The 13,137-nt window shown below is 67.6% G+C and carries 9 protein-coding genes; 3 read left to right on the top strand and 6 right to left on the bottom strand.

What is annotated here, in order from left to right:
* Positions 1-4: 4 nt before the first annotated feature.
* On the bottom strand, positions 5-3,964 hold the full coding sequence (locus tag AC1DKV_RS31940; RefSeq protein ID WP_477138879.1) for a Tc toxin subunit A-related protein: 3,960 nt from the start codon (positions 3,962-3,964) through the stop codon (positions 5-7).
* Positions 3,965-4,310: 346 nt separating this feature from the next.
* On the opposite strand from AC1DKV_RS31940, the gene AC1DKV_RS31935 reads away from it, so the two are divergent.
* Entirely contained in the window at positions 4,311-4,787 is a 477-nt protein-coding gene (locus AC1DKV_RS31935) for a lecithin retinol acyltransferase family protein (protein WP_477138889.1), read from the top strand.
* Between the two features lie 27 nt (positions 4,788-4,814).
* On the opposite strand, the gene AC1DKV_RS31930 is transcribed toward AC1DKV_RS31935, so the two are convergent.
* The 5 genes from AC1DKV_RS31930 to AC1DKV_RS31910 all read right to left on the bottom strand — a co-directional run bounded on the left by AC1DKV_RS31930 (position 4,815) and on the right by AC1DKV_RS31910 (position 10,799).
* On the bottom strand, positions 4,815-5,531 hold the full coding sequence (locus tag AC1DKV_RS31930; RefSeq protein WP_477138878.1) for a DUF2894 domain-containing protein: 717 nt from the start codon (positions 5,529-5,531) through the stop codon (positions 4,815-4,817).
* The gene (locus AC1DKV_RS31925) at positions 5,524-6,171 is read right to left on the bottom strand and encodes an OmpA family protein (RefSeq protein WP_477138877.1); all 648 of its coding nucleotides are present in this window, start codon (positions 6,169-6,171) and stop codon (positions 5,524-5,526) included. Before AC1DKV_RS31925 ends, AC1DKV_RS31930 begins: the two co-directional genes overlap by 8 nt.
* Positions 6,168-9,047, bottom strand: a complete 2,880-nt coding sequence (locus tag AC1DKV_RS31920; RefSeq protein WP_477138876.1) for a DUF802 domain-containing protein — start codon at positions 9,045-9,047, stop codon at positions 6,168-6,170. Before AC1DKV_RS31920 ends, AC1DKV_RS31925 begins: the two co-directional genes overlap by 4 nt.
* Positions 9,048-9,057: 10 nt before the next feature.
* Positions 9,058-9,810 (bottom strand): DUF3348 domain-containing protein, encoded by a 753-nt coding sequence (locus AC1DKV_RS31915; protein WP_477138875.1) that lies wholly within the window; start codon positions 9,808-9,810, stop codon positions 9,058-9,060.
* A 281-nt stretch (positions 9,811-10,091) separates the two neighbouring features.
* A complete protein-coding gene (locus AC1DKV_RS31910) occupies positions 10,092-10,799 on the bottom strand; it encodes a TetR/AcrR family transcriptional regulator (protein ID WP_441622463.1) in 708 nt (235 codons plus the stop codon).
* 322 nt (positions 10,800-11,121) lie between these two features.
* On the opposite strand from AC1DKV_RS31910, the gene AC1DKV_RS31905 reads away from it, so the two are divergent.
* Positions 11,122-12,846, top strand: coding sequence for an AMP-binding protein (locus AC1DKV_RS31905; protein ID WP_477138874.1), 1,725 nt, complete (start codon positions 11,122-11,124; stop codon positions 12,844-12,846).
* 83 nt (positions 12,847-12,929) lie between these two features.
* Positions 12,930-13,137, top strand: a 208-nt coding sequence (locus tag AC1DKV_RS31900) for an acyl-CoA dehydrogenase family protein (protein WP_441650113.1), incomplete at its 3' end; no start/stop codon positions are given.

Raw genomic sequence — 13,137 nt, 5'->3', positions numbered from 1 at the left:
GCGGCTATGCATCCCGCACGGCCAGGTCAAGGAACCGCGCGGTCGGGTTCTTCCAGGCCAGCAAGCCAACCCGCCCGCCCACCGGTATCGACGCATCGCGCCCCGCGAGCACCGGCACGCCGTCGAGTGCGGCCACCAGCGCGTTGTCGACCACGGCCACGCTGAGCTGGTATGTCCGCCCGGCGTCATAGCCGGCGGCCGCATCCACGGCGGGCGTGTCGAGCTCGGCAAAGACGCCGGCCACCTTCTTGCCGAGCCGGCGGTAGCCCAGCGTGGCATCCATCAGGAAGTAGTAGAAATTGTCCGCATCCTGGTAGCGGAAGACCACGCCAATGCCGTCGTGGTCAGAGGCGAGGCGCGTGCGCAGGACCAGGTCCCGGCGCGCCGGCCAGCCGGCATCCGTCCTGCCGACCAGCATGGCGCCCGGCTTGGCCGCGCCGGCATCCTCCAGGGCGGCCGCGTGCAGGCCCGATTGCTGCAGGACGCGCTTGCCTGCCGGGTCGTAGCTCCACGCCCCGGGGCCGCCATCGGTGGCCCCCGGATCGTCGACGATCTCGAAGCCCGCCAGCGGGTCGGCGCCGAAATCGCCTTGCGTCACCGTGCGGCCGCGCGGCACGTACGTGTAGTTGGCAAAGACAGCGACATTGCGGATCTTGTCCCAGCCAAACCCGGCGGCAAAGGCGGCAGCGTTGAGCCCCGGGTCGATCCGGATGACCCACGTGCCCGCGAGCGGGCGGCCGCGCAAACCCGCGAGTGCCGCATCGGCGGTGCCGACCAGTCCGTTCGCGTCGGTCACCGCGTTGGCGCTGGTCCCGTCCAGCTCGACCGTCACGGTCAGGTTCGCCGGGGATGCGCCCTCGACGGTCTCGAGGTTCAGATAGAGGTCACGGACTGTCGGCCCGGTGTGGTTGAAGGGCAGGTACGCTTCGTCGATGGCATAGCGCATTTCCCCGGTGGACTGGAAATTGAAGAACTCGTCCGGGAACTGGAAGCGCAGCGACAGCCCGAGCATCTGCTCGTCGCGCCCGGCCGCCGCCAGCTCCGCCCTGACCACGCTCGCTACCTGGCCGCTGTAGTAGGCGTCGTAGTAGAGGACAAGATGGACGTTGGTGATGGTGCGGTAGTCAACGTCGTTCACCTCCGGCGGCAGGTCGAGGACCCAGCCGCCGGCGACGCCGCTGTTMTCGAACACGGCAAGGACCTGCTCCTCGGTCGAGGTGAAGACGAAGCCATCGCCGCGCAGGTCGAAGCGCGACAGGATCATGGTCTCCGCCTTCTGCACGCGCGTCTGGACCGCGCCGTTGCGGTTGCGGTCCAGGGAAATGCCGCTGCTGGTCAKGGTGCCGTGCAGGCCGTCGGCACCGACCAGCCCTTCGATCACCACTTCCACGCGGCGCAGCTTGCGGCGGTAGGTGCCCGGGTTCCAGCGGTCGAATTCGTCGAGCGCGGTCTGGAAGTCGAGCCGGCCGGTCTGCTGGAAGTCCCGGCGGAACTGKAACGGGTAGCGGTCCGCGAGGGCGATGCTGACCTTGACCGGCGCCTTCTTCGCGGTCTCCAGCAGGCGGTCGTAGCTGAACTGGTCGATGTCKGCGAGCAGCAGGTCGGCGGCCATCAGGCCGTCCAGTTCGCTGCGCGCGTAGTCGAAGCGGATCCGGTTCACCGTGGTGTCGTATTCGAACTCGTAGGCGCGCTCCATCAGGAACGCCGCGCCGATGGCCCAGTCGAGGTAGCGCCGGCTGATCTCGCGCTGGGCTTCGGCCAGGTTGTCCCACAGCTCGGGGGTCAGCTCCTGGTCCTCGAAGGCATTGAGCTGGCTCTTTGCCTGGGCGGCGCGCAGTTCGGCAAGCTGCTGCTGGGCCTGGGCTGCCCCGACGCCCTTTGCGGCGACCTTCGCCTGGGCATTGGCCAGGGCCAGGTCCCCGCCGAGCTGGTCGATCTTGCGGTCCATGTCGCGCAGTTCGAGGTCGCGGGTGGCCTTGTTGCGGCTGCGGTTCATGGTGCGCAGGATGTCGCCCTTGGACACGTCCTTCGTATAGTAGAAATCCGACGTGCCGGTGATCCCGGTATAGGTCTCGTGGACATAGGTGAGCTGGATGCCGAGCTGCTGGGCAAAGTCCGGATCGACATGCACGCCGCCGTCCGGCGCCGAATAAAGCGCACTGATCTCGTCATAGAAGGCGGTTTGCTCGGCAACGGCCTCGTAGTCGTCCCGCGACGCCTGCGCTTGCTCGATGCGCTGGGCAGCCAGCGCCGATGTCTCCTTGGCCACGCGCTCCTGCTCCTGGGCAAGGGCGACCTTCTGCTTCTCGACATTGACCGCCGACTGCTGCGCGGCCACGGCCTGTTCGAGGGTGAGCCGGGTGAATGCCTCCTTCTCCGCCGTGCTCTTGAAATTGAGGTAGGCCCGCTCGGCCTGGACCGCCTGGTTGGCGAAGTAGCGCGCCTGGTTCTGCAGGTAGCGCCACGGATGAATCGGGATGATGTCGTCCGGGAAGCCAAGATAGTTGATGCCGTTGGCGATCTGCTGGAGGCTGGCGAGCGCCTGCAGCACGAGGATGCGCCGCTGGTACCCGATGCCATCGAATTGCAGCCAGTCGGGGGCGTTCAGCAAGGCCATCGTCTCGGCCGCCAGCGGCGCGAAGCTGCCCGCGTAGAKGGGGCCGTCGATCACGTAKCCGCCGGGCACGACCTTGACGATCCGCTCATAGGCGAGCCGCGCGGAGGCGGGGTCCTGCTGCCGGTAGTAGCGGTCGCCCTCGGCCAGGTAGGTGCGGGCCAGCCGGGTCCAGAGCATGGGCCGTTCGATGGCGAGGTTCAGGTAGCGATAGTCGCGCGCGAGCACGAAATAGTTCGCCGCCAGGTCGTAGCGGCCCAGCGCATGATAGGTATCGCCGAGCGCCAGCGGCAGCACGAAGCCGCGCACCTGGGCGAGGTAGGAGATGAATATGCCCGGCACGGTGAGGTCGATGCCGAGGTCCACCAGCCTGGCGGCATCGATGCGCGGCTGGTAGAGCGCAGTTTCGAGCGCGGCGGCGCCGTTGTCCGACAGGTCGATCGTGATCGCCCCGTCCCGCCCGGCGACGTCGACCGCGATCACCGGTGCCACMATGCCGACCTCTACCTGGTGCCACGTCACACCGCTCCTGAGCAACAGCGGCAGCCCCGCCGTCCCGACCGGCCGCGTCACGGACGCACTGCCCGGATTCAGCGCCTGGGTCACGCTCCAGTCGAGCCGGGCCGGCAACTGGTTCACCGCCGCGGCGAACCGCGTGGCGGCCCCGGCGCCATCGCCCGCGAGGCTGCTGACGACGCCAAGGTTGTGATCCATCGAGGCGGCTACGCCGGGACTGCGAAGGTTGCGGTACGTCTCGGCAGCCCGCGAAAAACCGGCCTGCGCGCCTTCGATGTCGCCGCTGGCCAGCGCGATGGCGGCCAGKATGGCATGGCCATCGCCCTGCTCCGCCTCGTTGCCGGCGCCCAGCGCGTCCTCGGCATGCCGGCGGGCCAGGTCGAATTCGCCCTGCCGAAGCAGCGTCAGGCTCAGGGCCTGGGACCGCTGCGCCTTGCCGGTGCCGCCGGCGTAGCGTTCGGTCAGTTCGGCCACGCCCGGCGGCGGCTCGATGGGCGGCATGATGTCCGCCGTCGGGCCAAGGGATGGCCGCAGGCGATGGATGCTGGCACTGGCTTCGAGGATCGGCTGGACCAGTTCAAGCCTGGAGAGCAGCTCGGGAGCGAGCTTGCCGATCACAGGTGGGAAGACGGGCCAGACCAGGACCGGCAGCAGGCCCCACGCGGCCAGATAGTGCGAGAGCGCTTCGCCGTAGCGCTGCCGGAAGAACGCCGCGTTGCCCTGGAGGACATGGGTCTGGATCCGCTGTTCGAGCGGCAGGTMCGAAGTGGGGTCGAGGATGGCTGCCAGGGAAAGTGACTTGGTGGTGTACACCTCGGCCAGGTAGGTCGGCATCCTGTGCTCCCGCGATCGATTTCACGCCGTGACAGCGAACGGCCACGGGCCATGCACCGCTACAGCCTAGTCGAAAGAACGGAAGATTCGTAGGAGAGGGCCAGCCGCGGGACGACCGCCGCCCCTGGTGAAAGCCGGCGGCTCCACTGTTCAGGGGCGGGACGCCAGGATCCCGGGTGGATCCAGTGCCTGGCGGCATAGCATAAGCAAATACTTATGCTTACGAGAAAAACGTTTAATTATCATTAATGCATTGCCATGGCTACGCTTGGATCGAAGTCACCAGATCCCGGGGCGTTCGATCATGGGCCAGTCAACCAGCTATCCAGGCACTGCTGCAGAGTCGATGCCGACACAATGGCATCAATGGCATCCCGGTGTCKACAGGGAGCCGCCTCTCGGCGCCCATCTCGTCACGGCGCGGCACGGCTACAGCCACCATGGCATCTATGTGGGCGATKGCAAGGTGGTGCACTACGCCGGTTTTTCCGGGTCGTTGCGTTGCGGCCCCGTAGAGGAAGTCAGCGTCGCGCGTTTCGCCGGCGGTCACGCACTTTCGGTCGAGCCCGGCCCCCGTCCGGTCTACCTCGCGAACGAAGCCGCGCAGCGTGCGCGCTCACGGCTGGGCGAGAATCGCTACAGGCTGCTGACCAATAACTGCGAGCACTTCTGTGCCTGGTGCCTTTATGGCGAAAGCCGCAGCGAACAGGTGCGCGCGTGCTTCATCGACCCTGTTGCGGCCCTGCGGACCGCGCTATGCCTGCTCACGGCATGCCTTGCGTCGGCTTCGCCGATGTGGCCCATCGGCACTGCCGTGGCCTGACCCGTGCCGGCCTGGCGCGGCATGGCCTTAGCGTGATTTGCCCCGCACACTCTTCCTGGCATTCCCGGCGCGAGGGGCGTCCTTGCCCGCCAAGGCGCCTGCGCCGTTCATCTGCTCCATCCACGACAGGGCGTCGACGTACGACAAGAACTGCTGGAGATATCCTGGCGACAGCTCCCGCATCAGCAAGAGCGCCCGGTGCACCAGGTGGTTCGAGTTGAGCGGGCCGGCATTGTCGGGAACCTGCTGCTGCGACTGCCGCAGTTGCCGGTCTGAACTGACCCTGAGCMTGGACCAGGTTTCCCTGAAATGATCGAGCACCTCCAGTTCGGGAAAGGCGGCTAGTCCGGGCCGGGGCTCCCTTGCTGCCGCGCCGCCGCCGTCAGCCGGCGGCCGGCCGGCGGCGTGGCTGGTGGCGTGACTGGCGATGTATTCGACAAGCTCGCCAAGCGCCCCGCGAGCGGGCGCGGGTGCCGCGGGCGCGCCAGCGGCATCGCCACGCTTGCGTGCGGCGCTTTCGAGATCGTCGCCATATGCCTTGAGCAGCTTGGACAGCCGGTCGTCCAGGAGGCGCCGCGCCTGGCCGCCGTGGCCGGCTGCCCGCCGGTCGAGCGCGTCCATGAAATGAAAGCGGATGGGATCGAGGCGATCGGCGCCGCGCTCGCGCCATGCGTCGAGCGTCGCCCGGGCGTGGCTTGTCCCGCCGCCACCGTTCCCGCCAGCCTGGGTCTCGTCATTACTCACGGGGCTTCACCGTCGCCCGGGATGGCCTGGGGATAGGCGMGATTTCCACCCGGCGGTTCTTCGCCTGCCCCACGGCATCGGCATTCGACGCCACGGGCTGTGCCGAGCCGAACGCGGCCGCAAATACCGAGGACGACGGAATACCGTCATCGACMAGCGCGCGGGTCACGGTCAATGCGCGCTGGGCCGACAGCTCCCAGTTGTCGGCGAACCGGCTGTTGCCCTCGCGCATCTGCTTGTCGTCGGTAAAGCCGCTGACCATGAGGATTTCGTCCCGGGCCTGGAGGTACGCGGACAGCGGGCCGGTGAGGCTCTTCAATACGTCCCGGCCCGCGGGCTGCAACTGATCGGAATTCAGCGCAAACAACACGTTGCCGCTGATGCCGATACGTCCATTGACCAGCGTCACCCGGCCCGCCGCCAGCGGCCCCGCCAGCGCGTCTTCCAGGGCCTTGCGGCGCTGCGTCTCCACCTGCCGCYGCTTGACCTCTTCCTCCAGCCGGGTCGAGAGTTCCAGCTGCACGCCGATCACGCCCACCAGGATCAGAACGAATGCCCCGAGCAGCACCGACATCAGATCGCCAAAGACGGCCCAGGTCGGTACTGCCGGCTCCAGCCCGCCGTCGATGTCCTCGCTCATGCTGCCTCGGTGCCGGCGGATGCCCGCTCGCCGGCGAGCTGTTGCAGGTCTTCGACGATCTGCTTTTGCGACAGCATGCTCAGGTCGATGACTTCCCTGGCCTGTGCCACGTAATACGCAAGTTGCTCGTCGCTGCGCGAAATGGACTTGTCCATGGCCGCTTCGATGCGCTGCAGGTGAGCCACCAGCTTGTCGTTCGACTCGCCAAACGACTGCACGGCGACGCCGAATGCTTCACCCAGGCTCGCCACCTCGACGGCGCTGCCGGTGACCTGCGCGGCCACTTCCGAGAGCTTCCCGGTTTCGGCCTCGACCTTGTCGGTGAACCGGGTGCCGACGCGATCGAGCAGCTCGGCCGACGTGGCGACCAGCGCGTCGACCGCCGTCCGTTGCTCGGTGGAGGCGTGATTCACGGCATCGAGCAGGGTGCCCAGCGTTTCCAGCAGGCGGCTGCGCTCCTCCAGTATCGCGTTGTCGTGGGCCAGGCTGTCGGAGAGCTTCTGGCGCAGTTCGCCGATGACGTCGGCCGCGGCCCTGGGCGCTTCCGAGGCGGCTTGCACCAGCCGGCCGATCTCGGCAATCGTCTCGCTGGCGTGTGCCTGCGTCCGGGACGAGATATCGCTTGCGGTCCGCGCCAGCGTCTCGCAGATTTCCTGCTGCCGGCTCGCCGTCTGCGTGCTGGTCTGTTCCCATTCCTTGCGCAGCGTGGCTGCCATCGCGGCGAGCGACTCGGTCCAGGCCGCCAGCCGCTGCTGGTCCCGCGATGCCAGGTCCGCCTGCAGTTGCGCGGCAGCCTTGGGGGCCTCGGCGGCGGCTTGCACCAGCCGGTCGATCTCGGCGATCGTTTCGCTGGCGTGTGCCTGCGTCCGGGACGAGATATCGCTCGCGGTCCGCGCCAGCGTCTCGCAGATTTCCTGTTGCCGGCTCGCCGTATGCGTGCTGGTCTGCTCCCATTCCTTGCGCAGCGTGGCTGCCATCGCGGCGAGCGACTCGGTCCAGGCCGCCAACCGCTGCTGGTCCCGCGATGCCAGGTCCGCCTGCAGTTGCGCAGCAGCCTTGGGGGCCTCGGCGGCGGCTTGCACCAGCCGGTCGATCTCGGCGATCGTATTGCTGGCGTGCGCATGCGTMTGCGACGAAATCTCGCGCGCGGTCTGGGCCAGTGCTTCGCAKATTTMCTGCTGCCGGCTGGCGGTGTGTGCGCCCGTCAGTTCCCATTCCGTGCGCAGCGTGGCTGCCATCGAGCCCAGCGATCCGGTCCAGGCCGCCAGCCGTTCCTGGTCGCGCGATGCCAGTTCCGCCTGCAGGGCCGCCGCGGCCTGCGGGGCCTGCGCGGCGATTTGCACCAGCCGGTCGATTTCGGCGACCGTGTTGCTGGCGTGCGCCTGCGCGTGGTCCGACATGTCGCGCGCGGTTTGTGCCAGCGTCTCGCAGATCGCTTGCTGCCGGCTCGCGGTCTGCGCCCCCGCCTGCTCCCACGCCTGATTCAGCGCCGTCGTCATCGCACCGAGCGTCTCGGCCCATACCGCCAGCCGCTGTTCATCCCGCGCTGCAAGCTCCGCCTGCAGGCCGGCATGTGACTGGCCCACCGCGCGCACCAGCGATGCCGAGTGCTGCTCCAGGGTCGCCGCGGCCGCCGCCAGGGCGTGCTGGTTGTCGCCTGCCAGCTTCGCGCTGACGCGTTCGTGCCGCGCCAGTACGTCGCTCCACGCCTCCGATACGCTGCCCGCCGCGGTCTCCAGGCGGGTCGAGACGTTTTCCAGCAGGCTGGCCGAGCGCTGCTCGAAAGTCGCGGCAAAGCCGTCGAGCGAGCCGCGCAGGTCCCGGGCAAGCGCCTCGTTCGCACGCTGCTGGCCCGCCAGCGCGTMGCCCCAGATCCCCGCCACCTTGGTCGTGGTGGCCTGGAATCCCGTGGACAGGCCATCGAGCTGACGCTGCACGGCCTGCGAGACAGCGTCGTGCAACGACGCTGTTTCGCGCGCAAGACCTGCCATCGTGGCCTCCACGGCCGGCTGCAGCGCCGCACCCGCCGCGCGGGCGCTTTCCGCGACGCCTTCCCTGAGCGACTGCTCCATGGCGCCGGCCAGGCGGCTGTATACGGCCTCGGCCTTGCCCTGGAAGGCGTCCTGGCTGGCCATCTGCCGCTCGTTCATGGCGGCGCTCTGCTGCTCCATGGCCGCCATCATGGCCTGCAGCCGGTCAACCAGGGCGGGCATCGCCTGCGCCTGCTGTTGCAGCAGCTTGAAGGATGCCTCGCGCTGATGGGCCTGCGAATAGATGCGCAACGTCGTCGCGATCTTGGCGTCCAGCATCTGCGCCGCCTGGATCCGCGCGTGCCGGCACAAGGTGGAAAGCAGCCCSAGCATCGCGGAAGTGGCCACGCCGGCGATCGAGGTGCCGAACGCAAAGCCCAGGCCCTTGACCGGTGCGGCCAGCGAATCGCGGATCGCCTGCAAGTCCGTCGCGCTTTCCAGCGCCATCCCGGTGCCCCGCAGCGTCACCACCATGCCCAGGAACGTGCCCAGCATGCCCAGCAGCACCAGCAGGCCCACCAGATACGGCGTCAGCGACGGCCCCGGCAAGCCCACGCGCTCACCCTCGATGCGCAGCCGCACCGCATTGCGCAGGCTGGGGTGCAATTGCTCAAGCCAGGAGCCCAGGCTGGCCGGCGCTTCGGACAAGCCTGCCACGGCGTGCGTCAGGCCGGATGTGGCCTGCTGATAGCGCCACAACTCGAGCGCGCCCGCCAGGTAGAAAGCGCCAACCAGCATCGTGACCGCCAGCGCCAGCGCATTCGAGCCGACATAGCCCACGCCGATCCAGCACACAGCGATCAGACCCGCCAGGAAAACAGCAAACTTAACAAGATATCGGGACATGGCGCCCTAATTAGCTGGTGCGAAAAGCCGCGAGCAGGCCTTCTACCGGTTGTAGACGAACTTCCAATTCAGCGAGCAACACGCTCTGCATATCCTTGCGGAACACTTCCAGCCATGCGCCGGGCGTCACCGCCGCGGGGCGTTCGGCGGCCTCGGCGGCCTCGGCGTCCGCCAGCGCCGCCTTCYCCGCCCGGCGMAAGCGCTCGAAGTGCCCTGCGAGCAACGTGGGCACCGTAGCCAGGAGGCTGCGCTCGCGCACGACCAGCGCTCCCTCCATCACGCCATCCACCGCCGCGAGCCGGGCCATCTCTGGCGACCTGCCGGCCAGCATGCCGCGCAGGCGGGTGCGCAAGTTGCCGATATTCGTCTCCATCGTCTGTTGCAAAGAGAGATAGCGCTGACGAAAAGTAGCGTAATCGACATCCGTGTCCACGTGTGCTGCCTTCGTGGGCACCGGCGCGCGCCCGGACCGCCTGGCGGCGGTGGACGCGGTATCGCCGGCAATGGCATCCGCCAGCGCGGTCCGCACGCGCGCGCATTCGCGCTCCTCGGCGCTGCCGAATGTCCGCGCGCCGGTGGCAACCGCCGGCGGACTGCCGTTCAGCGCCCCGGACAGCGCAATGGCATCCGTCCAGCCAAGCCATTGGCTCAGCCGGTCCGACAGGGATTGCCTGGATTCGGGAACATCGACGTCCGTCAGGCGAGCAAGCAAGCGAACGAGCGTCGGGCCGCTGAAACCTGTGTGCCGAGGGGCTTGCACCATACCACCAGAGTCAAAAAAGGGAGGAGTTTACACCCCCGACGGCAGGACGCCTGCTACTGCCCGCTGTCCGGCCGCCATCCGTACCCGGTGTCGACCGACATGCCGCGCGCCCCCGGCGTCAGCGACGAACCGCTGRCGGCAGCGGCGCGCGACCTGGGCGAAATKGATCGCTTAGTTCAACCCACCTGTCCGGCGTGCTCGCCGCCAGCATGCTGAMGGCGTTGATCAGCGCCRGCATGGCTTCACCGAAGCGGCTGTCCGGCAGAAGGCCGCGCAGGGCMTCAGGCGCCTGCCCCACCCTGTTCGACGCGCCGGAGCGCGGCGCCCACCTCGCCATAGAATTGCCGCAACGCGGCGGCTTCCAGATCKGGGGGCTGCAGGGCCGGCCACAGCAGCGCGACGATATCCCGCGCCGTGCGCTCGATATCCACTTCCCGCTGCCGCGCGATGGCGTCCCACAGGATATGTTCCATCGGCCCGAGGATGGCCGAGCGCAGCAGGCTGAGCGGCAGGTCGGTGCGGATCTCGCCGCTCTCCCGCGCCCTTGCCAGCAGGTCCATCAGCGGCGCGGTGTAGCGCCGCTGCAGTGGCACGAAGACTTCGCCCAGGCCGGGGCCCTTGGCACGGCCTTCGGACAGCACCAGCGCGCACAGCCCGGTGCCCTGGATCAGGAACAGGCGCAGGTGGGTGCGGACGTAGAACTCGAGCTGGACCTTGGTGCTCTGGTCGCGCGGCAGGCCTTCCTCGACCACGCCGATGATCTCGTCGTACCAGTCTTCGATCACGCGCGCGCAGAGTTCGCGCTTGCCGTGGAAGTAGGTGAAGACGGTGGCTTCGGAGATGCCCAGGCGCTGGGCGATCTCGGTGGTGGTGGCGCGCTCGTAGCCCAGCTCGGCGAAGACTTCGCGGCTGACGCGCAGGATATCGCGGATGCGCTGCTCCGCCTTGGCGCCAGCGGGGACGCGGCGCCGCACCATGATGTCGTCCATCGACTTGTTACCTCGCTTGCCGGGAGCCGGCGATTATAGTGCGGCGCAGCAAACACTGGCGCTGACTGGCCGCCCGGGCATGCTGCGGCGCAGCCTCGGTGCGTGTCATGGCATTGTAATTGATCTTTACTCAACTCAAGGTTGCTTTTTTCGGAGCCAGCGTGTACTTTTGCACTCAGCGCGCCTGACTATCCGCCTAATACATAGGCCAGGCGGGCAAAAAATATGCGCACCCMGAAACTTGAGCCTTACTCAACAAAGTTGACCAAGACTCAGAAATCCGGGGTTCAGACAAGATTGCGACAGCGCTTTGGAGACGAGTATGACGATGCAGGGTGCGGCTGACCCATCGACTTTGCCCATGGCGGGACGTTCCCATGTACGGGGCGAGACCGACATCCCTTTGTCCGAGCTGACGGTGCCGGCCTTGCTTGCCGGAACGGTGGCGCGCTTTCCCGGCCGGGAGGCGGTGGTATTCCGCGAACAGGGGGTGCGCTGGACCTGGCTGGAATTCTCCCAGGTGGTGGATGCCATGGCGGGCGGCCTGCGCCTGCTGGGACTGGAGCGCGGGGACCGCATCGGGATCTGGTCGCCCAACCGGGTGGAATGGCTGGTGACGCAGTTCGCCACCGCGCGCCTGGGACTGGTGCTGGTCAACATCAACCMGGCCTACCGTCTGTCGGAGCTGGAATACGCGCTGAACAAGGTGGGCTGCAAGGCGATCGTGGCGGCGGAATCGTTCAAGACGTCACGCTACCTAGAGATGCTGCAGACGCTGGCGCCGGAACTGGCCACCAGCGAGCCGGGCCACCTGCAGGCCGCGCGCCTGCCGGCGCTGCGCTGGGTGATCCGCATGGGCGGCGAGCGTACGCCCGGCATGCTGAACTACGATGCGCTGCTCACGCACGGCACGCATGCCATCACCGGGGAGCTGGACACCATCAGCGCTTCGCTGGACCGCAATGACCCGATCAACATCCAGTTCACCAGCGGCACGACCGGCGCGCCCAAGGGCGCCACGCTGACGCACCGKAACATCGTCAACAACGCGCGCTTCATCGCCATGGCGATGCGCTTCTCCGAACAGGACAAGCTGTGCATCCCGGTGCCGTTCTACCACTGCTTCGGCATGGTGCTGGCGGTGCTGGCGTGCGTTTCCACCGGCGCGTGCATGGTATTCCCCGGCGAGGCGTTCGAGCCGGTGGCGACCATGGCGGCCGTCAGCGAGGAGCGCTGCACCGCGCTGCATGGCGTGCCGACCATGTTTATCGCGCAGCTCGATCATCCCGATTTTGCGAAGTACGATTTCTCCTCCCTGCGCACCGGCATCATGGCGGGCTCGCCCTGCCCCATCGAGACCATGAAGCGCGTGATCGCGCGGATGCACATGGCCGAGGTGACGATTGCCTACGGCATGACCGAGACCAGCCCGGTGTCGTTCCAGAGCGCCACCACCGATCCGCTCGACAAGCGCGTKACCACGGTGGGCCGCATCCAGCCGCACCTGGAAGTCAAGATCGTGGACGGCKCCGGCGAGATCGTGCCGGTTGGCGAGAAGGGCGAGCTGTGCACGCGCGGCTATTCGGTGATGCAAGGCTACTGGGACGACGAGCCGCGCACGCGCGAGGCGATCCGCGACGGCTGGATGCATACCGGCGACCTGGCCACCATCGACGAAGAGGGCTACTGCAATATCGTCGGCCGCGTGAAGGACATGCTGATCCGCGGCGGCGAGAACATCTACCCGCGCGAGATCGAAGAATTCCTGTTCCGCCACCCGAAGGTGCAGGCCGTGCAGGTGTTCGGCGTGCCGGACGCAAAGTACGGCGAGGAAGTGTGCGCGTGGATCGTGCTCAAGCCGGGCGAGACCGCCACCGAGGATGACATCCGTGCCTTCTGCCGCGACCAGATCGCGCACTACAAGATCCCGCGCTATATCCGCTTCGTCAGCGAGATGCCCATGACGATCACCGGCAAGGTGCAGAAGTTCGTGATGCGCGACAGCATGACGAAGGAACTCGGGCTGAGCGAGAACAAGACGGCCTGAAGATCCTGCCGGTCCCTGCCCCCATCCGACGCAAGGCCGCCCTGCCCCGGGGCGGCCCATCCAACCAGACTACGAGCATTGATATGAACGAACTCCCCGGCCTGAATTTCCGCCTCGGCGAAGACATCGACATGCTGCGCGAGAGCGTGCGCAACTGGGCGCAGGCCGAACTGGCCCCGCGCGCCGCCGAGATCGACCGCACCGACCAGTTCCCGATGGACGCCTGGAAGAAGATGGGCGACCTGGGCGTGCTGGGCATCACGGTGGCCGAGGAATACGGCGGCGCCAACA

It is taken from the genome of Cupriavidus sp. 05T41, from assembly GCF_056396525.1.
Note: the sequence above shows the minus strand (reverse complement) of the source record. Positions and strands in the feature narration are given on the sequence as shown.